The 26,572-nt window shown below is 62.8% G+C and carries 23 protein-coding genes; 11 read left to right on the forward strand and 12 right to left on the reverse strand.

Going from position 1 to position 26,572, the window contains the following annotated elements; translation table 11 throughout:
- The first annotated feature begins 73 nt into the window (after positions 1 to 73).
- From GRI65_RS02470 to GRI65_RS02485, 4 genes are read left to right on the forward strand one after another with little or no spacing between them, the layout of a single operon-like run.
- Positions 74 to 1,963 carry a TonB-dependent receptor plug domain-containing protein gene (locus tag GRI65_RS02470; RefSeq protein ID WP_160754936.1) on the forward strand — a complete coding sequence of 630 codons (1,890 nt, stop codon included), beginning with the start codon at positions 74 to 76 and terminating at the stop codon, positions 1,961 to 1,963.
- Positions 1,960 to 2,802, forward strand: a complete 843-nt coding sequence (locus tag GRI65_RS02475) for an ABC transporter substrate-binding protein (protein WP_332872582.1) — start codon at positions 1,960 to 1,962, stop codon at positions 2,800 to 2,802. Before GRI65_RS02470 ends, GRI65_RS02475 begins: the two co-directional genes overlap by 4 nt.
- Positions 2,799 to 3,752, forward strand: coding sequence for a FecCD family ABC transporter permease (locus GRI65_RS02480; protein ID WP_160754937.1), 954 nt, complete (start codon positions 2,799 to 2,801; stop codon positions 3,750 to 3,752). The genes GRI65_RS02475 and GRI65_RS02480 overlap by 4 nt, the downstream gene beginning before the upstream one ends.
- On the forward strand, positions 3,749 to 4,480 hold the full coding sequence (locus GRI65_RS02485; protein ID WP_160754938.1) for an ABC transporter ATP-binding protein: 732 nt from the start codon (positions 3,749 to 3,751) through the stop codon (positions 4,478 to 4,480). Before GRI65_RS02480 ends, GRI65_RS02485 begins: the two co-directional genes overlap by 4 nt.
- Before the next feature lie 74 nt (positions 4,481 to 4,554).
- Here GRI65_RS02485 and GRI65_RS02490 read toward each other — a convergent pair whose 3' ends face one another.
- Positions 4,555 to 6,744 carry a M3 family metallopeptidase gene (locus GRI65_RS02490; protein ID WP_160754939.1) on the reverse strand — a complete coding sequence of 730 codons (2,190 nt, stop codon included), beginning with the start codon at positions 6,742 to 6,744 and terminating at the stop codon, positions 4,555 to 4,557.
- Positions 6,745 to 7,071: 327 nt separating this feature from the next.
- On the opposite strand from GRI65_RS02490, the gene uvrA reads away from it, so the two are divergent.
- The 4 genes from uvrA to GRI65_RS02510 all read left to right on the forward strand — a co-directional run bounded on the left by uvrA (position 7,072) and on the right by GRI65_RS02510 (position 11,984).
- Entirely contained in the window at positions 7,072 to 10,068 is a 2,997-nt protein-coding gene (uvrA, locus tag GRI65_RS02495) for an excinuclease ABC subunit UvrA (protein WP_160754940.1), read from the forward strand.
- A gap of 57 nt (positions 10,069 to 10,125) precedes the next feature.
- Positions 10,126 to 10,950 carry a hypothetical protein gene (locus GRI65_RS02500; RefSeq protein ID WP_160754941.1) on the forward strand — a complete coding sequence of 275 codons (825 nt, stop codon included), beginning with the start codon at positions 10,126 to 10,128 and terminating at the stop codon, positions 10,948 to 10,950.
- Entirely contained in the window at positions 10,934 to 11,242 is a 309-nt protein-coding gene (locus GRI65_RS02505) for a hypothetical protein (protein WP_160754942.1), read from the forward strand. The genes GRI65_RS02500 and GRI65_RS02505 overlap by 17 nt, the downstream gene beginning before the upstream one ends.
- A 280-nt stretch (positions 11,243 to 11,522) precedes the next feature.
- Complete coding sequence (locus tag GRI65_RS02510) at positions 11,523 to 11,984, forward strand: CHRD domain-containing protein (RefSeq protein ID WP_160754943.1); 462 nt, start codon at positions 11,523 to 11,525, stop codon at positions 11,982 to 11,984.
- Positions 11,985 to 12,009: 25 nt separating this feature from the next.
- On the opposite strand, the gene GRI65_RS02515 is transcribed toward GRI65_RS02510, so the two are convergent.
- From GRI65_RS02515 to GRI65_RS02530, 4 genes are all read right to left on the reverse strand, one after another.
- Positions 12,010 to 12,555, reverse strand: coding sequence for a septal ring lytic transglycosylase RlpA family protein (locus tag GRI65_RS02515; RefSeq protein WP_232843893.1), 546 nt, complete (start codon positions 12,553 to 12,555; stop codon positions 12,010 to 12,012).
- Between the two features lie 867 nt (positions 12,556 to 13,422).
- Positions 13,423 to 14,637 (reverse strand): argininosuccinate synthase, encoded by a 1,215-nt coding sequence (locus GRI65_RS02520; protein ID WP_160754944.1) that lies wholly within the window; start codon positions 14,635 to 14,637, stop codon positions 13,423 to 13,425.
- 57 nt (positions 14,638 to 14,694) lie between these two features.
- Positions 14,695 to 15,957 carry an SAM-dependent methyltransferase gene (locus GRI65_RS02525; protein ID WP_160754945.1) on the reverse strand — a complete coding sequence of 421 codons (1,263 nt, stop codon included), beginning with the start codon at positions 15,955 to 15,957 and terminating at the stop codon, positions 14,695 to 14,697.
- Positions 15,958 to 16,094: 137 nt separating this feature from the next.
- The gene (locus GRI65_RS02530; RefSeq protein WP_160754946.1) at positions 16,095 to 17,402 is read right to left on the reverse strand and encodes an SAM-dependent methyltransferase; all 1,308 of its coding nucleotides are present in this window, start codon (positions 17,400 to 17,402) and stop codon (positions 16,095 to 16,097) included.
- An 82-nt stretch (positions 17,403 to 17,484) separates the two neighbouring features.
- On the opposite strand from GRI65_RS02530, the gene GRI65_RS02535 reads away from it, so the two are divergent.
- Entirely contained in the window at positions 17,485 to 17,922 is a 438-nt protein-coding gene (locus GRI65_RS02535; RefSeq protein ID WP_160754947.1) for a DUF1801 domain-containing protein, read from the forward strand.
- Between the two features lie 4 nt (positions 17,923 to 17,926).
- On the opposite strand, the gene GRI65_RS02540 is transcribed toward GRI65_RS02535, so the two are convergent.
- The 5 genes from GRI65_RS02540 to rlmN form a co-directional block, all read right to left on the reverse strand.
- Positions 17,927 to 18,667: a molybdopterin-binding protein gene (locus tag GRI65_RS02540; protein ID WP_160754948.1), complete on the reverse strand. Its 741-nt coding sequence runs from the start codon at positions 18,665 to 18,667 to the stop codon at positions 17,927 to 17,929.
- Positions 18,664 to 19,326, reverse strand: a complete 663-nt coding sequence (locus GRI65_RS02545; protein ID WP_160754949.1) for a cytochrome b/b6 domain-containing protein — start codon at positions 19,324 to 19,326, stop codon at positions 18,664 to 18,666. Before GRI65_RS02545 ends, GRI65_RS02540 begins: the two co-directional genes overlap by 4 nt.
- The gene (locus GRI65_RS02550) at positions 19,323 to 20,150 is read right to left on the reverse strand and encodes an SDR family oxidoreductase (RefSeq protein ID WP_160754950.1); all 828 of its coding nucleotides are present in this window, start codon (positions 20,148 to 20,150) and stop codon (positions 19,323 to 19,325) included. The genes GRI65_RS02545 and GRI65_RS02550 overlap by 4 nt, the downstream gene beginning before the upstream one ends.
- 94 nt (positions 20,151 to 20,244) lie before the next feature.
- Entirely contained in the window at positions 20,245 to 20,622 is a 378-nt protein-coding gene (locus GRI65_RS02555) for a glycine zipper 2TM domain-containing protein (RefSeq protein WP_160754951.1), read from the reverse strand.
- A 181-nt stretch (positions 20,623 to 20,803) separates the two neighbouring features.
- Positions 20,804 to 22,039: a 23S rRNA (adenine(2503)-C(2))-methyltransferase RlmN gene (rlmN, locus tag GRI65_RS02560; RefSeq protein ID WP_160754952.1), complete on the reverse strand. Its 1,236-nt coding sequence runs from the start codon at positions 22,037 to 22,039 to the stop codon at positions 20,804 to 20,806.
- Positions 22,040 to 22,296: 257 nt separating this feature from the next.
- Between rlmN and GRI65_RS02565 the strand changes: the two genes are divergently transcribed.
- A complete protein-coding gene (locus GRI65_RS02565; protein ID WP_160754953.1) occupies positions 22,297 to 22,962 on the forward strand; it encodes an outer membrane protein in 666 nt (221 codons plus the stop codon).
- 73 nt (positions 22,963 to 23,035) lie between these two features.
- Here GRI65_RS02565 and GRI65_RS02570 read toward each other — a convergent pair whose 3' ends face one another.
- Complete coding sequence (locus GRI65_RS02570) at positions 23,036 to 23,530, reverse strand: invasion associated locus B family protein (protein WP_160754954.1); 495 nt, start codon at positions 23,528 to 23,530, stop codon at positions 23,036 to 23,038.
- A gap of 98 nt (positions 23,531 to 23,628) precedes the next feature.
- The gene (locus tag GRI65_RS02575) at positions 23,629 to 25,590 is read right to left on the reverse strand and encodes a lytic transglycosylase domain-containing protein (RefSeq protein WP_160754955.1); all 1,962 of its coding nucleotides are present in this window, start codon (positions 25,588 to 25,590) and stop codon (positions 23,629 to 23,631) included.
- A 91-nt stretch (positions 25,591 to 25,681) separates the two neighbouring features.
- On the opposite strand from GRI65_RS02575, the gene dapA reads away from it, so the two are divergent.
- Complete coding sequence (gene dapA / locus GRI65_RS02580; protein ID WP_160754956.1) at positions 25,682 to 26,563, forward strand: 4-hydroxy-tetrahydrodipicolinate synthase; 882 nt, start codon at positions 25,682 to 25,684, stop codon at positions 26,561 to 26,563.
- The last annotated feature ends 9 nt before the right edge of the window (positions 26,564 to 26,572 follow it).

The following is a 26,572-nucleotide window of genomic DNA, read 5'->3' on the forward strand; positions in this document are numbered from 1 at the left end:
GGCAAATGGAAAGACGCGTTCTGCGTCCCTTCCGTTGTGAGCGACATTCATGTCGCTTACTACGGAGCTAATAATGTCCAAATACCTGTTTTTACTCGGTTGTTCCATCGTTCTCGCCACGCCCGCTGCAGCGGAACAGCCACGGCCACCCAGCGGTGCCGATCTTGACAATATGGGGACCGCCAGCCCCGTTCGTGCCAGTGTCATCACGGTTGTCGCGAGTGGCACGTCAGAGGCGCTCGGCCAGAGCGGGCAAGCCATCGCCATAATCGGGCGTGAGGAGATCGAGCAGGTCCAGGGCGCGGATTTGACGCGCATTCTCCAACGCGCCCCCGGCGTCACGATCACCCGTAACGGCGGGATCGGAAATTTCACCGGGGTGCGAATCCGCGGCGCGGAGGCGGAACAATTGCTGGTGTTGCTCGACGGGGTGCGAGTGACCGATCCGGCTTCGCCCGGTGGCGGGTTCGACTTCGGTAATCTCCTTTCGGGGGCAATCGACAAGATCGAATTGCTGCGCGGGTCCAACAGCGTAATCTGGGGCAGCCAGGCGATCGGCGGTGTCATGGCGGTGACCAGCCGCGAGACAGACGGAGTGCGCGGTTCGCTTGAATACGGTGCGCGCGATTCAATTTACGCGAACGCCAGCGCCGGGATCAGCGGCAATGCCGGTGCGGTTACGCTGAACGGCGGTTATTTCCGCACCGACGGGTTCTCCTCCGCGGCGGTCGGCACGGAACCGGACGGTTTCCGGCAATGGCAGGTCGGGGGACGCGGCAGCGTCAACCTCGCCGCTGGATTGCAGGCAATTGCGGCGCTGAATTACGCCGACGGGCGGCTCGACATCGACGGGTTTCCGGCGCCCGCATTTTCCTTCGCCGATACGGCGGAATACCAGGACACGCGCGAAGTCTCCGGCATGGCGGGCCTGAAATACCGCAGCGGCCCGCTCGACCTGATGGCCGCCTATTCCCTGTCGGAAACAGAACGCGACCAACTCGATCCAGCCTTCGGGGACGATCCGACCTATTCCACCAAGGGCAACAGCGAGCGGGCCGAAATCCGCGGGAAATGGGATTTCGCCGACACGCTCGCGCTGCGCTTCGGGGCGGAGCGGGAATGGAGCCGCTTCACGTCCACCTTCGATGACGAGCAGCGGGCAGCCATCACCGGCGTCTACAGCCAGCTTGGTGTCGATACCGGCCGGTTGGTCGTGAACGCCGGAGCGCGGCTGGACGATCACAGCCGGTTCGGCAGCGCGGTGACGTTCGGCGCCGATGCCGCCTTCACCCTCGCGGACGGATGGAGCCTGCGCGCCAGTGTCGGCGAGGGGTTCAAGGCGCCGACGCTGTACCAGCTGTTTTCCGATTACGGTAACCAGACGCTGGAACCGGAACGCAGCACTTCCGCGGACATTGGCATTGTGTACGGCGACCGCATTCTGGCCAATTATTTTGCCGCCAGCGTTTTCCGCCGCGACAGCGAGAACCTGATCTCGTTCGTGTCGCTACCTGCGCCTCCATTCGGTATCTACCAGAACACCGGCCTCGCCCGCGCGCAGGGGATCGAAGTGGAAGGCGGCTACGGTCTGACCGAAACCATCTCCGCCCGATTGGCGTACAGTTTCGTGGATACCGAGGACCGTTCCTCCGGCTCGACGAACCGGGGCAACGAACTCGCCCGCCGCCCGCGCCACGCGGCGACCCTCTCTGCCGACTGGACGCCGGGTGATTTCCGGTTGGGCAGCGACTTGCGCCTCGTTTCGCGCAGCTTCGACAACGCGGCAAACACGGTGCGGCTGAAGGGTTACGCTCTGCTCGATTTGCGTGCCGGCTGGCAGGTGACAGACGCGTTCGAACTGTTCGGCCGCGTCGAAAATGTGTCGGACGAACAGTACCAGACGGCGGCGGGATACGGTGCCGCCGGCCGCGGGGTGTTCGTTGGCGTCCGGGCCGCGATGTGACCATCCGGCACGCCCTCGCGGTCGTGGTCCTGCTGGCGGGTTGCAGCCCGCCAGCGGCAACGCCGGCCAAAATGGGCGCGCCGACCATCGTCAGCCTCAACCCCTGCACCGATGCGATCCTCTCGGAAGTGGCGGGGCCGGAGCAAGTGCTGGCCCTGTCGCATTACAGCCGCGATCCGGCCTCCAGTTCGATGGATCCGGCGCGTGCCCGGCAATACGGCGTCACGGGCGGAACGGTGGAAGAAGTGCTGGCGTTGAAGCCCGACATGGTGATCGCCAGCGCCTACATGCCGCCCGCCACCCGCGCCGGGCTGGAGGACCTCGGCATCCGGGTGGAGACTTTCGGGATTGCGGACACAGTGAAGGCCAGCGACGCGCAGATCCGCCAAATTTCGGCGCTCGCGGGTAATCCCGCTGGCGGGGAAATGCTGATCGGGAAGATCGCCGCGGCCTTGTCAGATGCTGCGCTGCCTGAAAGCGCGGCGACGGTTCCGGCAGTGTTGTGGCAGCCCTCCGGCATCGTTCCGGGGGAGGGCGCGCTGGTCAGCGAACTGCTTCGCCGAGCCGGTTTTTCCAGCCACAGCGCCGCGATCGGGATGGGGCAGGCGGATTACCTGTCGCTCGAACAGGTCATCGCCAATCCGCCGCGAGTCTTGCTGGTGGCGGGACAGGAGCGGTCGCAATTGCATCCGGCGCTCGACGCCTTGCCTGCCATGCAACGCGCAACATACGATCCTGGCCTGCTGTATTGCGGGGGGCCGACGATCATCAAGGCGATGGAGCGGCTGAAGGAGGTGCGGGCGGGGATTGCAGGGAAGTCACCGGAGCCGCGAACATGACCCGCCCCGTCCCCATCCTGCTCGTCCTGATCGCGCTTGCCTTGCCGCTGTCGCTGCTCGCTGGTCGGGTCTGGCTCGATTTCGCGGAGACCCCGAATGCGGCGATTATCCTTGGCGAACTTCGCTTGCCGCGATCGTTGCTGGCGCTGGTGATCGGTGCAGGCCTGGGCGCAGCGGGAGCGGCGATGCAGGGGTATCTGCGCAACCCGCTGGCCGATCCGGGGCTATTCGGGATCGCGCCGATGGCCGCGCTGGGCGCGGTGGCGAGTTTCTGGTTCGGCTATTCCGCCAGCGCCTGGCTGCTGCCGCTGTTCGCGCTGGTCGGAGCGGGGGCGGGAATGGCGCTGCTCGCCCTGATCGCAGGGCGGACAGGCGGCATTGCGCTGTTCACGCTGGCCGGACTGATGATCGCGAGCCTGGCGGGAACCCTTACCAGCCTGGCAATCAGCATGGCCCCCAACGCCTTCGCGATGAGCGAAATCGTGACGTGGCTGATGGGCGCGCTGACCGACCGGAGTTGGCGCGAGGTCTGGATCGCGGCGCCGCTGACCGCCGCGGGGATCGGCTGCCTGCTGATGACCGGGCGCGGGCTCGACGCGCTGACCCTCGGCGATGCGGCGGCGCGGTCCATGGGCATGCGGCCGGGGATAGTGCAGGCGTGGCTGATCGCGGGTGTCGGCCTGACCGTGGGCAGCGGTGTGGCGGTGGCGGGAATTGTCGGCTTCGTCGGCCTGATCGTGCCGCATCTGGTGCGCCCGTTCACCGACCGCCGCCCGAGCCAGCTGATCCTGCCGAGCGCGCTCGCGGGCGCATTGCTGGTGCTGGTTGCCGACAGCACCGTGCGGATCTTGCCGCTGGTCACCGAACTCCGGCTGGGCATCGCGCTCAGCCTGATCGGTGCGCCGTTCTTCCTGTGGCTGCTGCTGCGGATGCGGAGGGGGTTGGCATGATTGCCCTCGCGGCGACCCAGCTAACCATCGGCACCCGCTTGCGGGGCGTGGACGCGGCATTCGCGCCGGGCCGGATCACCGCGATCTGCGGCCCCAACGGCGCGGGCAAATCCACCTTGCTGGCCGCCCTCGCGGGATTGCTGCCGCCGGACAGCGGACAGGTGCTGCTATCCGGCGAGGACGTGACCACGATGCACCCGCGCAGCCGGGCCCGGGCGATTGGCTATCTGCCGCAGGATGGCGAAGTGGCATGGGATGTCGCGGTGCGCAGTCTGGTGGCGCTGGGCCGGATGCCGCACGGGGATACCGCCGCCGAGCCGGTTGAGCGGACGATCGCCACGCTCGACCTCGAGACACTGGCAGGGCGGCCTATCTCGAAACTATCCGGCGGCGAGAAGGCACGCGCACTGCTCGCCCGGGTTCTGGCAGGGGAGCCGCAGTGGCTGCTGGCAGACGAACCGTTCGCCGCGCTCGATATCGGGCACCAGTTGACCTTGCTGCGGCACTTGCGGCGGATCGCGGACGAGGGTGTGGGCGTGGTGATGGTCCTGCATGATCTTGGCCTCGCGATGAACCACGCGGACGAGGTGATCGTGCTCGACAAGGGACGTCTGGCAGCGAGCGGATCACCCGCCGAAGCCCTATCCGCACCGATTATCGAGCAGGTCTGGGGTGTCACCGCCACCTGGATCGGCGAACCGAGCGGGCGTGCCTTGGTCACGCGGTAAACCAGCTTAAACCCAAACGAAAAAAGCCCCGCTCCCTCGGGTGAGGGGCGGGGCAATTTCCACATTAGTGCAGCTTACTTCGCGGGTTCAACCAGCCCGCGTGCTTCCAGCATCGGGGTCACGTCGGGTTCGCGTCCGGCGAAGTTGCGGAACATTTCGAAGTAATCCATCGTCCCGCCCTTGCTCAGCACGGTGTTGCGATAATGGTCGCCGTTCTTGCGGGTCAGGCCGCCATTTTCGCGGAACCATTTGCGGCTGTCGCGGTCCAGCATCTCCGTCCACAGATAGGAGTAATACCCTGCCGAATAGCCGGTCGGGTCGGAGAAGATGTGGCTGAAATAGCTGCTGCGGTAACGCGGCGGCACCAGTTCGACTTCGAGGCCGAGTTCGGTCAGCGACTTGCGTTCGAAGGCGTCGACTTTCTCCGGCGTGTCGATCGCTGCGGCTTCCTGCGGGCTCAGCGAATGCCACTTCATGTCGAGCAGCGCGGCTTCCATCGTTTCGCCCAGCGCATAGCCCTGGTTGAATTTCGATGCCGCTTCGATCTTCGCAATCAACTCGCTCGGGATCACCTTACCGGTCTCGTGATGCTTGGCGTAATTCGCCAGCACCGCGGGATCGGATGCCCACATTTCATGGACCTGGCTCGGATATTCGACAAAGTCGCGCGCCGTGGCAGTGCCCGACAGGCTGGCGTATTTCTGGTTCGCGAAGAAACCGTGCAGCGCATGGCCAAACTCGTGGAACATCGTTTCGACATTGTCGAAGCTGACCAGTTGCGGTTCGCCCTCGGGTGCCTTGGGGATGTTCAGCACGTTGTAGATCACCGGCTTGGTGCCATACAGATGGGACTGCTCGACGAAGTTCGACATCCACGCCCCGCCGCGCTTGTTATCGCGCTGGAACGGGTCGAAATAGAAGATGCCGAGGACACTCTTGTCCTTGTCGTACACGGTGTAGGTCGACACGTCGGGATGATAGACCGGCAGGTCGGTACGCTTTTCGAAGGTCAGGCCGTAAAGCTTTTCCGCCATGAAGAACACGCCGTCTTCCAGCGTGCGGGTGACTTCGAAATACGGCTTCACCGCGCTTTCATCGAGGTCGTATTTCGCCTGGCGAACCTGTTCGGCATAGCGGTCCCAATCCCACGGCTTGACCGTGAAATTTTCGCCCGACTTCTTGATTTCCGCGTTGAGCGCGGCGGCTTCGGCGCGCTGCGTAGCGGCGAGGGCGGGGACCATCGCTTCCATGAAGTTGATCGCGGTTTCGGGATTTTGCGCCATGCGGTCGTACATCGCATAGGTCGCCCAGTCGGGTGCACCGAACAACGCGGCTTTTTCGGCCCGCAGCTTCGCCACTTCGGCAATCAGCGCCCGGGTATCGTTGGCACCACCCTGGTCGGCGCGGTGGATGCTTTGCAGGAACAGTTTTTCGCGCAATTCGCGGTTTTCCATGCTCGGCAGGATCGGCTGCTGCGTGGTGTTCTGGAGCGCGATCACATATTTGCCGGGCATTCCGCGATCCGTAGCGGTTTTCGCCGCAGCGGTAATTTCGGCTTCGGACAATCCGGCCAGCATCGCCCGGTCATCGACTACCAAGGCGTTCGCCTTGTTGGCTTCGATCAGGCGCTGCGAGAAATCGGTGGTCAGCGTGGAAAGACGGCTGTTTATTGCCTTGACGCGTTCCTTCTGGTCCGGCGTCAGCATCGCGCCGGCGTGCACCATTTCCTTGTAGGTTTCTTCCAGCAGCTTCGCGTCTTCCGGCGTCATCGCCATCGCGGCACGGTTGTCGTACACCGCCTTGACGCGGGCAAACAGTTCCGGGTTCAGCGTGATAGCGTCGCTATGCGCGGACAGCTTGGGGCTGATTTCGGTGTCGATGGCCTGCAGCGTGTCGTTGGTGTTCGAACCGGTGAGGGCATAGAACACGGTAGCGACGCGGTTCAGCATCTTGCCCGAGGTTTCCAGCGCGACGATCGTGTTGGCGAACGTGGGTGCTTCAGGATTCTCGACGATGGCTGCGATTTCCGCGTTGTGGATCTGCATCGCCTGATCGAACGCCGGAGCGTAATCTGAATCGGAAATCTTCGAGAAATCCGGTGCGTGGAGCGGCAGGTCACTCGGCTGGGCGAAATAACCGGTGCCTTCGGGGATCGCGGTTCCGGCGACGGTATCGGTCATGGGCATATCTGCGGCCTGATTGGTTGTGGCGCAACCTGCAAGCAGGGCGCTCGCCGCGACTGCGGCCAGAAGATGGGATTTCATGGTTTCTCCAAAACTTAAGAATCCGGTGAGCGAACACGTGCGCACCGGTGAATGTTACATCTGTAACAAACTTCGCTTGAACCGCAGATTGACAGGGATTGCAAGGGGCGCGGCGGCAATTGATGGCATTCTTGACGCGCCCGGCCTGCAGGCCTCGCGGCATCCACTGCCGGGCATCAGGCAATGGCGGACAGGCCCGCTTGATGCGACAATCTGAGCGCGCGGCGTGTTGCAATCCCCGCCGAGCGCCCCACATCGGCGGTTCCCTGTGGGGCGCGGTCCGGCGCCCCTTGACCTTTGCGAACATTTGCGGAACATCCTGACTTCATGGCACTGACTAAAATCTCCGTCCGCGGCGCGCGGGAGCATAATCTCAAGGGCATCGATATCGATCTGCCCCGGGACAGTTTGATCGTGATTACCGGCCTCAGCGGTTCGGGAAAATCCAGCCTCGCGTTCGACACGATCTATGCGGAAGGCCAGCGGCGTTATGTCGAAAGCCTGAGCGCCTATGCGCGCCAGTTCCTGGAAATGATGCAGAAGCCCGATGTCGAACATATCGACGGGCTGTCGCCAGCGATCTCCATTGAACAGAAGACCACTAGCCGCAATCCGCGCTCGACCGTGGCGACCGTGACCGAAATCTATGACTACATGCGACTGCTGTGGGCGCGGGTGGGCATTCCCTATTCGCCCGCCACCGGCAAGCCGATCGAAGCGCAGATCGTCAGCACCATGGTCGACCGGGTGATGACCCTGCCCGAAGGCACACGGCTCTACTTGCTCGCCCCTGTTGTGCGGGGCCGCAAGGGTGAATACCGGCGCGAACTGGCAGAATGGCAGAAAGCCGGCTTCACCCGTGTGCGGATCGACGGTGAACTGTATCCGATCGAGGAAGCGCCCGCGCTGGACAAGAAACTGAAGCACGACATCGAAGTGGTGGTGGACCGGCTGGCGGTGAAGGAAGGTCTCCAAACGCGGCTCGCCGACAGTTTCGAGACCGCGCTGAAGCTGTCGGAAGGGTTGGCCTATGTCGATCTCGCCGACGGCGTTGTGCCTGGGCGGGAGGACGAGGACGCGTCAGGCGGCCAGATGAAGGGCACCGGTCTCCCGGCGAACCGGATCGTTTTCTCCGAGAAATTCGCTTGCCCCGTCAGCGGCTTCACCATCGAGGAAATCGAACCGCGCCTGTTCAGCTTCAACGCGCCGCAAGGGGCCTGCCCGACCTGTGACGGGCTGGGCGAGAAGCAGCTGTTCGACCCGCAACTGGTGGTGCCGAACGAAGCGCTTACCCTGAAACAGGGTGCGGTGGTGCCGTGGGCGAAGTCCAACCCGCCGTCGCCATACTATATGCAAGTGCTGGGATCGTTGGCGAAGGCGTATGACTTCGACCTGACGACCCCGTGGAACCAGCTGCAGCCGGATCAGCAGACGATCATCCTCCACGGTACGGGCGGGATGCCGGTGCCGCTGACTTTCAAGGACGGACGCAAGACCTACACCGTCAACAAGGCGTTCGAAGGGGTGATCGGCAATCTCAACCGCCGGCTGCTGCAAACCGACAGCGCCTGGATGCGGGAGGAACTGAGCAAGTACCAGACCAGCCAGCCGTGCGAAACGTGCAACGGCGCGCGGCTCAATCCCAAGGCGCTGGCGGTCAAGATCGTCGGCGCAGATATTGCCGCGCCCACGCGCATGTCCGTCGCCGATGCGAAGCAGTGGTTCCTCGGCCTCGACTCCCAGCTGACCCCGCAGCAGAGCCAGATTGCCGCGGCGATCCTCAAGGAAATCAACGAACGGCTGGGCTTCCTCGACAATGTCGGGCTGGATTACCTCAACCTCAACCGCACGTCCGGAACGCTGTCGGGAGGGGAAAGCCAGCGCATCCGCCTCGCCAGCCAGATCGGCAGCGGGCTGTCGGGCGTGCTGTATGTGCTCGACGAGCCCAGCATCGGCCTGCACCAGAAGGATAACGACCGGCTGCTCGAAACGCTCAAGCGGCTGCGCGATCTCGGCAACACGGTCATCGTGGTGGAACATGACGAGGACGCGATCCGGCAGGCGGATTATGTCGTCGATCTCGGGCCCGGCGCGGGTATCCACGGCGGCGAAGTGGTGGCGGAAGGCACGCTGAAACAGGTGCTCAAGGTCAAGCAGTCGCTGACCGCGCAATATCTCAACGGCACCCGCAGGATCGAAGTGCCTGCCGCCCGCCGCAAGGGTAATGGCCACCAGCTGACCGTCCACGGCGCGCGGGCGAACAACCTGCGCGACGTCACGGCCAGCATCCCGCTCGGCACCTTCACCTGCATCACCGGCGTATCGGGCAGCGGCAAGTCCAGCTTCACCGTCGATACGCTGCACGCGGGCGCGGCGCGGGCGCTGAACGGCGCGCGGGTCATCGCGGGGCCGCATGACAAGATCACCGGCCTCGAATTCTGCGACAAGGTGATCGAGATCGACCAGTCGCCCATCGGGCGCACCCCGCGCTCCAACCCGGCGACCTACACCGGCGCGTTCACCCAGATCCGTGACTGGTTCGCGGGCCTCCCGGAAAGCCAGGCGCGCGGTTACAAGCCCGGGCGGTTCAGCTTCAACGTCAAGGGCGGCCGGTGCGAGGCGTGCCAGGGCGACGGGCTGATCAAGATCGAAATGCACTTCCTGCCCGATGTCTATGTCACCTGCGAGCAATGCCACGGCAAACGCTACAACCGCGAAACGCTGGAGGTGAAATTCAAGGGCCTCAGCATCGCCGACGTGCTCGACATGACGATCGAGGAGGCGGAGGGGTTCTTCAAGGCGGTCCCCAGCATCCGGGACAAGATGCACATGCTGAACGAGGTCGGGCTCGGCTATATCAAGGTCGGGCAGCAGGCGACCACGCTCAGCGGGGGGGAGGCGCAGCGGGTCAAGCTGGCGAAGGAACTGAGCAAGCGGTCCACCGGGCAAACGCTGTATATCCTCGACGAACCGACCACCGGCCTCCATTTCGAGGATGTCCGCAAATTGCTCGAAGTGCTCCAGCGGCTGGTCGACCAGGGCAATTCCGTTGTGGTGATCGAACACAACCTCGATGTGATCAAGGTGGCCGACTGGATCATCGACCTCGGCCCCGGCGGCGGGGTGCGCGGCGGCGAAGTGGTGGCGGCGGGCACGCCGGAACACGTCGCGCAGGAACCGCGCAGCTTCACCGGCGGCTACCTGAAGGACATGCTGGCGAAACAGCCGGCATCCGCCCAACCCGCGGCGAGCAAGCCCGCGGCCAAGAAGCGCGCCCCCGCCGGGAAATCCGCTGCCAAGGCCTCCGCCGCGACGTCCGCTTGATCGAATTCGCAATATAGCATAAATCCCTCCCCAGGTCGCGCTTGGGGGGGGATACCCATGCCGTACCGATACGCACATTATTTCGTCGGTTTTGTCCTGCTGGTCACCGTGGCCGGTTTCTGGGCGAGTTACTTCACCCGCATCGGCGGGGTGCCGCCGGCGTTCCATGTCCATGCTTTCTCGGCGACGAGCTGGCTGCTGCTGCTGCTCGCTCAGAGCCTGACGATCCACAGCCGCCAGCCCGGGGTCCACCGCCTGATGGGCCGCGCCAGCTTCGCGCTGTTCCCGCTGCTGATCGCGGGCTTCGTGATGATCATCAACGTCACGGTGGAGCGCTACATGGCGGCGGAAAGCCCGTTCGTCATGACGCTCGGCCCGTCCTTCGGGGTCGGGATGGTGGTGGCCATCGCCGCGTATCTGACGCTTTTCTATGGGGCGCTGCGGCACCGCGGGAACATCCGGCTGCACGCGGGCTATATGCTGGCGACGCCGCTGATCCTGTTCGAATCCCCGTTCAGCCGGGTGATGGGCGAATTCTTCCCGTGGATGAACTTCATCGGCAGCGAAGGCCCGCGCGAAGTGCTCGACACCATCGTGATCAGCGACGGGATGGTCGCGCTGTTCGCACTGGTCTTGTACGCGCGCGACCGCCGCAACGGCGCCCCGTGGCTGATTGCCGCGGGCTTCGTGACATTCCAGGCGTTCGCCATGTTCACCGCGAGCGGCTGGCCGCTGCTGGAACACGCCTTCACCGCCTACGCCAGCATCCCGCCCGCGCTTACGATCCTGGCCGGAGTACTAGCCGGCGCCGCCACTGGCTGGGCCGGATGGGAGAAGGGGAAGAAGACCCGCCCGGCGAAGGCGGTTGCTGCGGCAGGGTGAAGCCAACCCCAACGCAACGCCCGCAGCAAAATTCCTGAACCTTGGTCGCGGCAGCCAAAGGGCGACCGCCCGCTCGAGCCTCTGCGAGGAAAGCCAAGCGGCCCCGATGGGCCGCGCCGAGCGGATCGAGTGGGCCAGTTTCGACTGGGAGGACGGAGAAGCGGTACCGGGGCCGCGCGCTCCCGCCGGAACGTCGGACGAGGAAGCGCTCGAATGCGAGAAGCTGTTTACCCGCGAACGCAGCTGGTACGTCTCGCAGGTGGAGGGGGAGGATCGGCGGCGGCGTCGGTGATTTCCGGGCGCGGCGGGGCGGGGGGGTAACTATCGTGCGCGCTGCTATGCGAAGATTTTATTTCTGCCGTGGGGCCGATGTGTCACTTTCAGCGGCTCGAATGGCGGAAATCCGCCGGTCCTGCAGGCAGACACGGTTTGTAGGACATGTCACCTTTGTAACCCTGCCCGCGCCTTTGCCCCGGCGGGGGAAGAGCTTGCCACCGTGCCCGCGGAGGCGTAATTTTGGCGGGTCAGGGGGCGGTAAACTGGCTGCCTCCGCAACAAGGGTGGAGGATGCGATGAAATTACGGTTGATCGGGGCTGGCGTGCTGGGCGCAGGGGCGCTCGCCGGATTGCTGGCGGCGGGCTTGGCAGGGAACGCGGCGGCGCAGGATATCCCGCCGCCCGAAGTGATCTACCTGTTCGCCGACCTCAGCGGTTCGGCGGAAACCGCGGGCGGGGACAAGGATGGCTACGGCGATCTGGCCGCCGCGCTGAAGCTGACGGAGGGGCAGTTCTGCTATGAATTGTCGGTCGGCAATATCGCCGCGGCCACCGCGGCGCATATCCACGGGGGGAAGGCCGGGGCGGACGGGCCGCCGGTAATCACCATCTCCGTCACCGGCACGAAGAACGAAGCCTGCGTGGCGGCGGACAAGAAGCTGCTCGAGCGGATGGCCGACAAGCCGGGCGAGTATTACGTCAACGTGCACAACACCGCGCATCCCGCCGGAGCGGTGCGGGGTCAGTTGCAGAAGTAGGTAGTCGGAAGATGCGGGCGGGGGCTTAGCCCTCGATCACGGCCATTTCGACGGTGCCGTGACCGCGGGCAACGAGGCCGATCTGCTCCGCCGCGGCGCGCGACAGGTCGATGCTGCGGCCGTGGGCATAGGGACCGCGGTCGTTGATCCGCACGGTGACGGACTTGCCGGAGCGCGGGTTGGTGACCAGGACCTTGGTGCCGAAGGGCAGGGTCTTGTGCGCGGCGGTGAGGTGCTGCGGGTTGAACGGTTCGCCGCTGGCGGTGCGGCGTCCGGCGAAGCGCTTGCCGTAATAGCTGGCGACGCCGCTGCCGAGGGTGCGAAGGACGGGCGCCTCCACCGGGACGGCGATCTCGGTGATGTCGACGGCGCCGGCTGGCGTGTCGAACTTGGCGATCGGGGCCGGCAATGCGGCGAAGGACGCAGCGAATTCGGCCTGCTGGGCGCGGATCATCTCGGCGCTTTCGTCAGCCAGCGCGGGACCGCCCGAAGCGACCGGAAGGATGAGCGCAGCGGCCATCAGGATGGACCGGACGGGAAGGTGGCGAGCGGATGATTTTGGCGTATTCATGGTGGGAACCATTTACGCGCCGGTTGGTTGCAGCGACACCCGGGTAGGGGGTGCTCATCCCGAAACTGGCTCGACTGGTCGTAGATGAACCGAAATTAACCACGATATTGGGACCGATCTGGCGTGGTGCCGGTCCAACGGGTGCAAATGTGCAGCATGGTCGCCGGGATGCAATCTGCCGATTCGCGCTACATTTTGGGGGTCGATTACGCCGGGCACCAAGTATGTGGGGTGTCGGCAGCTACACAGCGACGGAATTGCGATCGAGCGGGCCCCCTAAGGCAAATGGGGCCGGCATCTCTGCCGACCCCACTCTTACCCGCGCGTGGCCTTCCGAAAAAGGACTTGGCGACCGGTGTTTCGCGTCCCGTTAGCACCGGATCCGAAGATCCGGGCATTCGTTGGCGTCGTCACCGGTGCTCGCGCCGGCATCCGGTTCCTTCCGGTTCCGGCACCAATCCGAAGATCGCTGCCTTTGCCTTCCGGTTCCGAGACCGTTCAATCCTTGGTGGCCAGGCCTTTCAAACGACTGCACTTGCCGAAGCGCCTGCAATCGTATCGTTACCTGACCGGACTGACCGGCCCGTACTGGCGCTACGTTCGCGTTCCTATCAATGGTCTTCTCAGTTCCGGGCCGAAACCCTTTACGAGAAGTCCTCCTGGACCGCGTGGACAGGCGCCACTACGCCGAATCGGTTCGAATTCTCTTCTAATTTCAAGTCGTTAAACTATCTTTCAGAGAAGCTTTCTGGCCTTTCCGATGACTTGAGACTGCTCCCGATCAGCGAGTCGGGCAAGCAAGTTATCCACCGCAAGCGGAATCACCGGTGGACAAGGGTGGATAAGTCAACGCTTCGTCGCAGAAGCCTAGCGGTCGCGTTGGGCGAGCAGCCGCAGACGCAGGGCGTTGAGCTTTATGAAGCCCTCGGCGTCCTGCTGGTCGTAGGCTCCCGCATCGTCCTCGAACGTGACGTGCCGCTCGGAATACAGACTGTCGGGCGATTTGCGGCCAACCACGGACGCGTTGCCCTTGTACAGCTTCAATCGAACCGTGCCGTTGACCTTGGCTTGGCTGAGGTCGATCGCGGCCTGCAGCATCTCGCGCTCCGGCGAGAACCAGAAGCCGTTGTAGATGAGCTCGGCATAGCGCGGCATCAACTCATCCTTGAGATGCGCCGCACCCCGGTCGAGGGTGATCTGCTCGATCCCGCGATGGGCCCGGGCGTAGATCTCGCCGCCGGGGGTTTCGTACATCCCGCGGCTCTTCATGCCGACGAAGCGGTTTTCGACGAGGTCAAGTCGGCCGATTCCATGTTTGCGGCCCAATTCATTAAGCGCTTCGATCAAAGTGGCGGGGCTCATCGCCGAACCATTCAGGGCGATCCCATCCCCGCGTTCGAAATCGATGGTGATGTATTCGGGAGTGTCCGGTGCATTTTCGGGATCGACTGTCCGCGAATAGACGTAATCGGGCGTCTCTTCCCACGGGTCTTCGAGAACTTTGCCTTCGCTGGACGTGTGCAGCATGTTGGCGTCGGTGGAGAACGGACTCTCGCCGCGCTTGTCCTTTGGCACCTGGATCTGATGCTTCTCCGCCCATGCGATGAGCGCCGTCCGGCTGGTCAGGTCCCACTCGCGCCATGGGGCAATAACCTTGATGTCGGGAGCGAGCGCATAGGCCGACAATTCGAAGCGAACCTGGTCGTTCCCCTTGCCGGTCGCGCCATGCGCGATGGCATCGGCACCGGTCTCGCGGGCAATTTCGACCAGCCGCTTGGAAATCAGTGGTCGGGCGATCGACGTGCCGAGCAGGTAGTCGCCTTCGTAACGCGCGTTGGCGCGCATCATCGGAAAGATGAAGTCGCGCGCGAATTCCTCCCGCACGTCCTCGATGAAGATGTGCTTGTCGGGGATCCCCATCGCCCGCGCCTTTTCCCGGGCCGGTTCGATCTCCTCGCCCTGTCCGAGATCCGCGGTGAACGTCACCACTTCGCAGCCGCGTTCCACCTCCAGCCACTTGGCGATTACGCTCGTGTCGAGGCCGCCCGAATATGCGAGAACGACTTTCTTGATATCGGACATGGTCGGCGACTGCTCCTGCGGGGAATTCGCGGCGCGACTATCAGGCGCGGGGCCTATTCACAATGCCGGAGTCTGGACGGACAGCAAATCCTGCTCGGCGCTAGCCATGTAATCCCGGGTCAGCGGCAACGCGTGGCGGCTGCGGGCGAACTGGATCTGGTAATTGCACATGCCCCCGCTTTCGAACGCGGCAGTCGCGCCGGCAAGATAGAAGGTCCACATGTTGAAGAAGCGCTGGTCGTGCATCGCGATGATGGCCTCGCGGTGCTGCTGGCAGCGCGTGTACCACTGCCGCAAGGTTTTCGCGTAATGCAGCCGAAGCGTTTCCGTGTCGGAGACGATTAGCCGCGCTTTCTCGCTGGCGGCAAGGGTCTCGCTCAGCGCCGGAATATAACCGCCGGGGAAGATGTATTTGCGGGTGAACGCGTCAGTCGACCCCGGTCTTCCAAAGCGGCCTATCGTGTGCAGAAGCATTACGCCGTCATCGGTGAGCAGGTTGGCTGCGGAGCGAAAAAATACGGGAAACTGGGGCCTACCGACATGTTCGAACATGCCGACCGATACGATCCGGTCATAATGAATGCCTCGGGCAGGCAGGTCGCGATAGTCGGCCAACTCGAATTTCACATCGTCGGACACCCCCGCATCGGCGGCACGTGATTGCGCCAGCGCAAGTTGTTCCCTGCTCAGGGTGATGCCCGTCACGCTGACGTCGAAATTCCGCGCGAGGTAGATTGCCATGCCGCCCCAACCGCAACCGATGTCGAGTACCCGGTGACCCGGCTGCAAGGCGAGCTTGGCGGCGATATGGGCCAGCTTCGCTTCCTGCGCTTCCTCCAGCGTCATGCCGTCCCGGTGCCAGTACGCGCAGCTGTACTGCATATGGTCGGCGTCGAGCATCAGGCGGTAGAGGTCATTTCCGATGTCATAGTGATGCGAGACATTGCGCCGCGCACCAATTCGTCCGTTGACCGACTGCCGGGCAAATCCCGCAAGATTGGACAACTTTCGTAAGATGCTCGGCGGCCTCAGTTCGCCGCCGCGGTCCCACGGCTGGTTGGCGCGGAGCAGTTGTACCAGCGCCATCACGTCGCCCTGTTCGATCATCAGGCGGCCGTCCATGAACGCTTCGCCGGCGCCGATACGGGGATCGAGCAGGATGTCGCGCGGAACCCGGTTGTCGGTGAAGCGTATGGCCACTTCGGGAAACCCGTGCGCAGGAACGCCGAACGCCATCGTCTCACCGTCCGCAAAGGATACCGACAGTTTCCCTTGCTTGACGACCCGATCCAGAAACTTCGCGATCAGTGCCTTGCTCATCGTGTCCCGTTCTATCCAGCGTTTGAAGATCTTCGGAAGTTCGTTCTTGTCGAGGCGATAGTTACGACAAGGTCTGCGTAAACGCGCAATCCTATAAAGACGTAGTTCAACAGAAATTTGGCGATTTGGCTCCGGACCTATTCGGCAGCCTCCCGGACATGCGGGTCCAGGCTCCACAGCGGGATCTCGCTTTCCTCTCTCAACCGGGCGCTTTCCTCGGTCATGAAATCGCGCGTCATCGGCAGGGCGGCCCGGTCTTTCACATAAACGATCTGCCAATTGACCATCGTACCGTGGCGGAAGCTTTGTTCCGCCCCGACCAGGTAGAATTGCCACATGCGGAAAAACTGTTCGTCATACAGCGCGACGATCTCGTCCCGGTGCATGACCGTGCGGTTGTACCATTCCTCCAGCGTGTGGCTGTAATGGAACCGCATCCCTTCCACATCCATCACCTGCCAGCCGGCCTTTTCGCTCTGGATCACCAGTTCGGACAGGGCCGGGATATATCCGCCAGGGAAGATATACTTGCGGGTCCAGGCGTCTGTTCGGCCTGGCTCTCCCGCTCGCCCGCAACAATGGGAGAACATGATCCCATCGGGTTTCAGCAGTTTATGAGTGTGCTCGAAGAATTGCGGATAATGCGGGGTGCCGACGTGTTCCAGCAGCCCGACGGAGGATATCCGGTCAAACTCGCCCTCTACGTCGCGGTAGTCCATCAGTTTGAACTTGACCATATCGGACACACCGGCGGCCGCCGCGCGTTCCTTGCAGAATGCGATCTGGTCTTCCGCAAGCGCGACACCGAGTACTTCACAGCCATATTTTTCATGCAGGTACATCGCGAAGCCGCCCCAGCCGCAGCCGATGTCGAGCACCTTCATCGGTTTGCCGTCCGCCGTGGGCTGAATGTACATCTTCGCAGCCAGATGCGCCTTCTTGTCCATCTGCGCCTGTTCCAGGCTGACATCCGGATTGCGGTAATAGCCCATCGTGTATTGGCGGTCTTCGTCGAGGAACAATTCATAGAGTCGACGGGTCAGATTGTAGGTGTGTTCAGCGTTTCTGCGCGCCTTGGCTTTCAGATTGATGCTGTCGGCCTTGGCAACGAGGCGGTCGAGGACTTTGCGCACGCCGCCTTTCGCCTTGATTGCGTCGTCCCCCAGCCGTTTGGCGTTCATCGTCACCAACAGGATCATGTCGCGGATGTCGTGCGGCTCCTCAACGACTAGCCAGCCCCACATATAGGCCTCGCCAGCGCCCAGTTGGGGGTAGCGCGCGATGTGGCCGGACGCCTTGGGGTGGGTAAAGCGGATGCGGACCGGACCGCGTGGATCCATTCCCTCCGCTCCAGTGCCATAGGTATATGCCTTGCCGTCATGGTCGGTCACCAACAGCTGGCCGGTATGGATCGCCTGCTTCAGGAATTTATCGAGTAGCCACATAGATTCTGGATGCCCCTGTTACGCCGGGTTGCACGATTGCGCAGTGACTTGCCAAGTGTCAACGCTGCGATATTATCCGGACATGGCGGACCCCAAGACCCTTCCCGCGCAGGCAAGCGTTGCGGCTTTCATCGAGACGGTAGAGCCGGAAGCGAAACGTCGCGACGCCGAGGTCATCGACGCGATTTTCCGGCGCGTGACCGGCGCAGAGCCGAAGATGTGGGGGCCTTCCATAATCGGCTATGGAGAATACCGCACTACCTATGACAGCGGACGCGATGTCCGGTCGCTGCGGACGGGGTTTTCTCCGCGCAAGGCGAAGCATTCGCTGTATCTGATGGGCTGCTACTGCGACGAGACTGGCCGCGCGGCAAGGGAGCGGCAACTGGCACGGCTGGGGAAGTATTCGCTCGGCAAAAGCTGTCTGTACATCAACAGACTTGCCGACATCGATCTGGTGGTACTGGAAGAAATCGTGGCGGACGATTGGGCGGCCATGCAGCGGCTCTATCCCGAGTAACCGCTCAAATCCCGGCGTACCATTGATAGCCGTATTGATCCTCCCAATAACCGCCCTTGCCAAGGCCGATATCGTCCAGACTGGCAACCGCCTCGATTGCGGTCAGGTACTTGGGATGTTTGTAGCCGAGCTGCTTTTCGATCCGCATCCGCAGCGGCGCGCCATTCTTGATCGGCAGGTTTTCACCGTTCAGGCGGTGCGCGATGATCGTTTGCGGATGCAGGGCATCGACCATGTCGACGCTTTCGTAATATTTGTGACCGCCCAGTGTGTCGGCGCAGCGGAAGACGATGAAGTTCGCCTCGGAGCTGATGCCGGCGGCCTCCAGGATGGCGGAAAGCTGGGGACCGGTCCATTCGCCGATTGCGCTCCAACCTTCTACACAGTCATGGCGGGTTATCTGGGTGCGCTGGGGAAATGCCCGCAATTGTTCGAGCGAGAGGGATAGCGGGTTTGCGACCAATCCGCCGACCTCCAGCCGCCAGTCTACGAACCCTTCCGCCATGTGCGCGCGGTACGCTTCGGTATCGACAGTGAGCGACCCGTTGCCGCGGAAATCCGGCGAAATGTCCGCTTTGGTGTATTCGCGGACCATCGCCGTCCGGCTGGAAAGCGCGCGGTGTGCCTTGCGGTGCCAGTCCTCGGCTGCGGACAGCAGCGAGGAGCCTACGGACGAATCGGCGACCTTCGAGCAGGCCCCGACAAACATCGCGCCAAGCCCGGCGAGGAGCGCGCGCCGCTTCATGCCTTGCCCCCGGTAATCATGTCGCGCATCTGGCGAACCGGTCCTGACAGCAAGACTAACGCGACGTGGACCACGAAGAACGCGAAGATTCCCCACGCGAAAATGAAGTGGACCGAACGCGCGCTCTGGCGCCCGCCGAACGCATCGACGAGCCACGGCGCGGCGGCTTCGAAACCGGGGCTGATAGCGAGGCCGGTAAAGATCATTCCCGGCAGCAGAACCGCGAATACCAAGCCGTAAGAAACCTTCTGGAGGAAATTGTATTTTCCCGGGCCATGGCGAAAATCGAGTCTCAGGTGCTTCCTGATGTCTGCCCCGACCGAGCGGGGGTGCCACTCCGCCGGGCTGGTTCGAAGGTCGCGCCAGAAATGGCGGTTCACCAGCATCGCGGCCCACATGAAAAGCAGCCCGAGGGCGAAAGGCCATGCCATCAGGATGTGCCAGTCGCGCGCGGCGGCGAGGCTGTAGTAATCGGGAATGGTGGCCCAACCCGGAAACCGCGGCACGGCCAGCCACGCCTGTTCCGGCGAGAAACCCCATTCGCCCCAGTAAAGATAGCGGTGCGCGTTGGAGATGTTGAGGCCCGACATGAACAGGACAACCAGGCACACCAGATTGATCCAGTGCCAAATCCTCGTGGACAGGAAATGCCGCTTCATGCGCCGATCTCCTGCCGGGCAAGGTAAATCACGTCGCGCGGCTGGGCGAGGAGATGCTGCCCGCTGTCAACGAATAGCGTTTCGCCGCTCGCGAGCCAGCCCTGCGCGAGAAACAGCGCCGCGTCCGCCATTTCAGTGGCATGCGTCTTACGTTGAAGAGGGTTGAGCCGGTGCGAGACTTCGGCTTCGCTCTCGGTCTGGTCATGGCTCGCAAGTATTGCTCCGGGTGCGAGGCCATAAATGCGGTCCAGCGTGTCCGCCGCGCCCATCGACATCATCGGTATGGTGGCGGCCAGCGCGTGCTTGCTCATGGTGTAGGAGAAGAAGTCAGGGTTGGGGTTGGCGAGTTTCTGGTCCGTCACCTGGATCACGCGCCGCCCGCCGCCCGCGCGTGCTTGGCGGAGAAAGGCCTGCGCCATCAACACAGGGGTACGGGCGTTGATCTGCATCGTCCGGCGGTTCGTTGCCGGATCGAGGAAAGTTACATCGTCGGGAATAAATACCGAAGCGGAATTAACCAGCACCCGCCAGTCATCCAAGCGCTCGGCAAGTTCCTCCACCATCGCCATTGCGGCAGTTTCATTGCCGAGGTCACATCCGAAAGTCTCGGCGGAGGGGAGGGTTCCGGCAAGAGCTTTCGCCTCTTCCGAGGATGTGCCGTAGTGAATGACCACATGCCAGCCCGCTCGTGCGAATTGTTGCGCCATAGCCGCCCCGATCCGCTTCGCCGCGCCAGTCACCAGAACTGCCGGGAGCGTCACGGTGTCCGAGCCAAAGTAAGGGGGGAAGATGTCTCGCGCAAACACATGCCCTACTTTGACCATAGTCCGCCGCGCTAGGGAAGCATCAATGCGGCAGATGTAATTCGGGCGTGCTATCCGAAGGGACAGCACGCCCGGAATTTACAATGCCGAAGCCTTAGCGGCAGTTCAGGCTTCCGCGGTCGATTTCGCGGCCAATCAGACCGCCACCGACAGCGCCGATAATGGCACCAAGCGTGCGATCACCGCGTCCGGCGATCTCATGACCTGCAAGCGCGCCGACACCGGCACCGATCACGAGCCCGGTCGTGCCGTTATCACGCTTGCAATAGTAGCGGCCGTCGTCACCGCGCCACATGCGGTCGTTGCGCGAAATGCGCCGGGGTTCGTAATAGCGGCCACGGTCGTCATAGCGGCGGTCGTGATCTTTCGCACGCTTGCCATAAGCTTTGGCGTGGGCGGGCGGGTCGGCGAGTACCGGAGCGGCGGGAACTGCCAGCGAGGCGGCTGCGGCTGCTAGGATAAGAAAGCGCATTGAAAAATCCCTTTCGAGGAATGTTGCGAATAGCTCAACAACTGCCTTGTGTGGCTTTCGCTCCACAACCTCAGATGAACGGCACGATTTCCCACAAATTATAGCGTGAACCGTTCTGCACGCTCGACGAACCGATTGTTAGCGAGCGCGATACCTAGCGAAATTCTCGCCCCGAGATTACTCAGGTTTCAGCGGCGGCCGCTTCGCGATCGCGCTCCGCGCGGGATTTCTTCTCGGCGCTTGTCCGCAGCTGGCCGCAGGCTGCGTCGATATCGCGTCCGCGCGGGGTGCGGACTGGCGCACTGATCCCGGCTTCGAACACGATATTCGAGAAGCTGCGGATTCGTTCCGGCGTCGAACATTCATACGGGGCGCCGGGCCACGGGTTGAACGGGATCAGATTGACCTTCGCGGGCAGGTCGTAGCGTTTTAGCAAGCGCACCAACTCGTGCGCGTCCGCGTCGCTATCGTTCTTGTCCTTAAGCATCACGTATTCGAACGTGATCCGGCGGGCGTTCGATGCGCCGGGATAATCCGAACACGCGCGGAGCAGTTCGTCGATCCCGTATTTCCGGTTGATCGGGACGATTTCGTCGCGAACTTCCTTGGTTACTGCATGAAGCGACACGGCCAGATTGACGCCGATTTCCTCGCCGCACCGCGCCATCATCGGCACGACACCGCTGGTAGACAGGGTAATCCGGCGCTTCGACAGGGCCAAGCCTTCGCCGTCCATCACCAGTTTCAGCGCGTCGCGCACGTGGTCGAAATTATACAGCGGTTCGCCCATCCCCATCATCACGATGTTGGTGAGCAGGCGGCCGTCGGCCCGGTACTCGGTTTCGTCCTCCACATCGGAGATATCCATACGGCCTTTCGGCCATTCGCCGAGGGCATCGCGCGCGAGCATCACCTGCCCGACGATTTCGCCCGGGGTCAGGTTCCGTACCAAGCGCATGGTACCGGTATGGCAGAAAGTGCAATTCAGCGTACAGCCGACCTGGCTCGATACGCAGAGGGTCCCCCGGTCGGCGTCGGGAATGAAGACCATCTCATAATCATGGCCGTCATCGGTCTGCAGCAACCATTTGCGAGTTCCATCGGTTGAATGCTGGGCCTCGACGATGTTGGGGCGGCCGACGACGAAACGTTCAGTGAGCCACGGTTGCATCGTCTTCGAGATATCGGTCATCTCGCCGAAATCGGTCGCTCCGCGGTGGTACAGCCAGTGGTAAACCTGCTTCGACCGCAGCTTTGCCTGCTTCGCATCAAGCCCAGCATCCGCGAACAGTTCCGCGATGCGTGCCTTGGGCAGTCCGAGCAAATCTGTCCGTCCGTCGGCGCGCGGTGTGATGCTTCGCGCAACGGGAACCGGATCCACTTGTCCCGGAATACTCATCAATGCAGTGTCGGCCATCGCCCGCATATAGGTTCCCATACGGCACATGGCAAAGGAATGCTGGGACCGCTCGCTCAACGAAACACCCGAAATCCGGTTCATCTGCGAGCAAGGTTAAGTCGTTCGTCTATTCAAATGCACGCTTAGTCGGTAATAATGTTGCGCGGATGTCACAGCCGTATTGTTGTTTCAGGTTCATGAAACCACCTCCCGAAGCACCCGTTTCCAGGGTCCGCGGTGCTTATGCCGCGGCGAATAAAACTTTGGAGTCTATAATGAAAAAGACAGTCGCATTTCTCGCAGGAATTTCGCTTTCCGCCATCGCCGCGCCGGCGTTTGCCCAGGATAGCGATGCCACTTTCACCGGCCCCCGCGTCGAAGGTATTATCGGTTATGACATCGCAACCGCTGGCAGCAGCGTGGACGATGATATCAATCAGGATAACGACCAGTCGATCGACGGCCTGATGTACGGCGTTGCTGTCGGCTATGATGTCGATCTCGGCGGTGTCGTCGTCGGTGCGGAAGCCGAATTGACGGACTCGACCGCCAAGACCGAATTCACTGATGGCGATTTCGAAGGCTTCGGTTTCGGCAATGTCCGCGCTGGCCGCGACTTGTATTTCGGCGCACGTGCCGGGATCAAGGCTGCCCCTGACATGCTGCTCTACGCCAAGGGCGGCTACACCAACGCCAAATTCGATATCCTGTCGAACGACGGGACGACCGAATACAACCAGGACATCGACACCGACGGTTTCCGCGTTGGCGCCGGTGCCGAATATGCAATGAGCACGAACAGCTTCGTAAAACTGGAATACCGGTATTCCAACTACAGCAAGGCCGAAGTCGATTTCGACGGCGATCTTGCCGACACGGACCGGTTCGATGTCGACCTTGATCGTCACCAAGTCGTGGCGAGCTACGGCTTCCGGTTCTAATCGAAGCGGTTAATCGTATCCGGACGGGTCGGGGAGTGATCCCCGGCCCGTTTTGTTTGTCTACGTCCGGGGACTACCCAAGATTGGCGCAGCCGACCGTTGCGGCGTCCATGGCGGTCGCCGCGCCCGACAAGTCGTAAGTGTTGGAATAACGGCGGCCGCGCGTGTCGGTGGCAGTGACGGTCATCGATGCCGCGGACCGCATCGCAGCGACGATTGCAGCGTCCATTGCCCGGTCCCGGGCCCAGGCATCGCCGCCGCCGCCAGTAAGGGCGTAGCTTTTTCCGCCGATCCGTAGGCTGACCCGCGCACCTCCCGGCATCGTGCGGGCCAACCGAAGGTGCAACTGTCCGCGAATGCCGCGCGTCGGCCAGGTCCCGACAGCTACATACGGATCGTAATCGCCCGGCCGCGTGCTTGGCCGAGGCTTGGCGATGGCATAGCAGCGAGGCACGGACGGATCGCGAAAAGCGCCCCAGCCGGAAAAAACCCCTAGATTGTCACGAGCAGCCAGCGGGGAACCAACAAGAGTTGCGCATAGTGCAAAGGCCGCAACATAGCGCCTCATGACGGGGTGCCCGTCAGGTTCAGCGCCCCTTTCGGCAATCTTGGATCACTGGTGTGGGTCATGGCTGCAGGATCACTACAGCCATTCCGCACAAAGATTCAACGCTGCAGGAAGTCGCTCACCGTTCTAGGCCGCCCGGAGCGCGCTTTATCGGGGTGCATGTGTTCGTACACCACCGCGTTTTCGATTACCCGTCCGACATAATTCTTGGTTTCGTAGATCGGGATCTGCTCGATCCAGTCGACATAGGAAATCGCGCCGGTGCGCGGATCGCCATTCGCGCGCAGCCACTTGTTCACGTTCCCGGGGCCGGCGTTATAGGCGGCTGCGGCAAGCGGGAATGCGCCGCCGTAATAGTCCAGCATCCGGGAAAAATAGCCGTCGCCAAGCTGGATATTGTAGCTGGGGGAATCGATCAGGTTGGCGGACATATAACTCATGCCCAGCTTCCCGGCCTGCTCTCGCGCGGTTCCCGGCATTAGTTGCATGAGACCGCGCGCGCCGGCGTGGCTGATCGCATTCTGGGCGAACTGGCTTTCCTGCCGGCTGATCGCGTGGACGTTGGTCCAGTTGGTGCTCGGCGGCGTTTGCAGGGTCGGAAAACCGATCGAGGTGAAGTTCTTGTGACCGTCCGCCGCAGCGGCGTCAAAGAGGTTTACCGCCAAATCCCGGCGGCCCGTTTCCTGCGCCAGTTCCGCCACAAGCACATGTTCAGCTTCGGTTTCGGCCTGGTCTGCAATCTTGCGGTAGAACTGGATGCCGGTGCTCCACGGTGCATCGCGCGATACTTCCTTGACCGCCTTGGTGAGCGGCGCGTTCTGGAACGCTACGCGCTGTTCCGGCGTGGGCCGGGCGGATGGCTGGCCGGAATAATCCGGCAGCGGCCGACCAAGCTTTTCATAGGCCAGCATTCCGTAAAAACGGTCGGGGTATTCAGCGGCGAGTTCCCAATACCGGTTCGCCTCCGCCATGTTGCCCGCCCGCTGCGCTGCGTGCCCAGCCCAGTAGAACCCCTTTGACCGGGTCTGCGGGGTGCGCGCCGCGGCGCCGTAGCGGTAGAACAGAGGAGCAGCGGCGTTGCCGTCACCCAAGCTCCACAGCGCCTTGGTCCCGCCAAGCCACATCAAAGACGTGTAATCGTCGCGCAGGCGATACGACATGCCACTGATATCCGCACCCGGAGCGAACAAGTCGTCGACTGACGCGGCGATGCGCTGTGCAGAGCGGGCATCAGCGGTCTGCGCGAGGCGCAGCATCTCGCCGACGAAACCTTCCGCATTATATGCGGGGCGGGCAAAGGCAGGGCGGGTGGCGAGCAGATTGACCGCTGCGCTCCCTTGGCCGCTGGCGCGCAATTTCCGTACCTGATTATAAACATAGCCCGGATCGCGGTTGGCATCTGGCGGTACCGGAACTCCGGCCGATTGCGGTTCCGTTCCCTGCAACAACGCCAGGCGGGCCGCAGCAACATTGCGGTATGCGGGCGAGACATTGATCATCTGCCGCTGTGCCGCCTCCGTCTTGCCCTGCCACAGCAGGGCGTCCATTCGCGCGTCGTGGTCTTCCGGCCCGAATTGCCCGCCGAACATGCCGATCAGGTACATTTCGGACGGACCGCTCATGTCCCCGCCGCGCCAAGCTTCACGCGCAATCGCGGCAGCCTGCGGGCGGTTCAGAGCGGCCAGTGCCAGCGCGTAGCGAGCGCGGGCCGCGTTGGTGAGGGGAGGCATCTGGTCGAAGAATGACACCAGATGTTCGGAACTGACCGCTTCCCGCTCAAGCGCGGCTTCGGCGTAGCGCCGCAACTTTTCTTCCTGCGGAAAATCGGGATAGGCGAGCACGAAGCCGGCGTAATCGTCGAACGACATCCGATCGTTGCCGCTCAGGAACTCCCACCGGCTGATAGCCTGCGCCATCTGGGTCGGGGCGCGGGCGACCATTTCGGCCCGCGCGCGGTCCCAACTAGCGGCATCCTGCGCCGCAATGGGGGCCGAGGCCGCGAGTGCGGTGGTTGCGAAAAGGGTGGCGGCAAAAATTGAAATATGGTCCATGCTGGACATATTGGCGGTCGGCTCCTTATCAGGCGCTGAACGACATCCCCCAGCGCACCCGTTGTGTGATCGCTATGGGGCCAACTTAGGACACAGGTAAATGTTTTCCGGCTCGATTCCCGCTCTGGTGACTCCTTTTCGCGACGGAACGTTTGACGAGCGCGCTTTTCGCCGTCTCGTCGACTGGCAGATCGACAACGGCAGCGCCGCGCTGGTACCGTGCGGAACCACGGGGGAGGCGTCGACCCTGTCCAACGCCGAGCACCACCGCGTCATCGAAATCTGCATCGAACAGGCCGCTGGCCGGGTTCCCGTAATCGCGGGCTGCGGCAGCAACGATACGCAGAACGCGCTGCTCCACATGAACTTCTCCAAGAAAGCCGGCGCGGCAGCGGGTCTCTGCGTTGCGCCGTATTACAACCGCCCTAGCCAGCGCGGCCTGGTGGCTCACTTCAGCCATCTGGCGGAAAACTGCGACCTGCCGATCGTGCTCTACAACGTGCCGGGCCGAACCGTCACCGACCTGCTGCCCGAAACAGTGATCGAACTGGCGGAGAAATATCCTGGCCAGATCGTCGCGATCAAGGACGCCAGCGGCGATCTGTCGCGGGTCACCGATCACCGGATGGGGATCGGCCGCGAATTCTGTCAGCTTTCCGGTGACGACGAACTCGCGCTACCTGCCAACGCGGCGGGCGCGCGGGGTTGTATCTCGGTCACCGCCAACGTCGCACCGGCGCTATGCGCGGAATTCCAGCAGGCTTGCGCCGAAAACGATTTTGCCTTGGCGCGCAGGCTCAACGACAAACTCTACCCGCTCCATTACGCGATGTTCGAAGACGCCTCGCCCGCACCGGTGAAGTATGCCCTGAGCCGGGTGCAAGACTGGATGACGGACGAAGTCCGGTTGCCGCTTTGCACCGCCAATGACGCCGCGCGGCAGGCGGTCGATGCGGCGCTGGTGCACGCGGGGTTGGTGTAAGGTTCGATT

Origin of the sequence: Allopontixanthobacter sediminis (assembly GCF_009828115.1) — a bacterium.
Taxonomy (GTDB): Bacteria; Pseudomonadota; Alphaproteobacteria; order Sphingomonadales; family Sphingomonadaceae; genus Allopontixanthobacter; species Allopontixanthobacter sediminis.